Annotated in this window: 1 pseudogene; it reads right to left on the bottom strand. The window is 64.1% G+C overall.

The window, feature by feature from the left end:
• Nucleotides 1-527, bottom strand: a pseudogene (locus ACK59Z_RS25880) (hypothetical protein); the annotation flags it as partial.

Consider the following 527-nt stretch of genomic DNA (forward strand, 5'->3'; position numbering starts at 1 on the left):
GCGGTTCGGCCTTGGCGGCTTCCAGCAGCGCCGCCAGTTCTTCCCGCAGGTCCTCCTGGTTGTAGGTGATGCCGCGTATTGCCAGGTTGCCCCGGTCTGCCACGTCACTGCGCCACCAGTGGTCCAGCACCTTCGTGCCCCCTTCACTCAACTCCATGCCGATCACGCACTGGCCGGTCTGTTCGGCAAAGGCCAGGCCGTTGATGAGGTCGGCGTTGTCGTAGCGGTCCAGTGCCTGCAACAAGCGTTCGCTGACCACCCAGCGGGTATGGTCCTTGGCGCGGTCCTCGGCGGCTTGCTGGGCGTGTTGCATGGCCTGCTCGAAACCGTCGAGCTGATCGTGCATGCCCTGGCGGTCGACCAGGTGGCCGTATTTCTGGTCGAACCGCTTGCGGAACTCGCCGGCATCCTGGCGGGCCTGGACTTTGCTGCGGACCTCGCGCTCGAACTGTGCCAGGTGGGGCTTCATGCGTTCATCATGTGCATCGGCCTGTTGCCTGGCCCGTTCGGAGAACAAGTAGATCTCT

This window comes from Pseudomonas sp. KCJK9058 (genome assembly GCF_046230975.1).
GTDB classification, from domain to species: Bacteria; Pseudomonadota; Gammaproteobacteria; order Pseudomonadales; family Pseudomonadaceae; genus Aquipseudomonas; species Aquipseudomonas alloputida.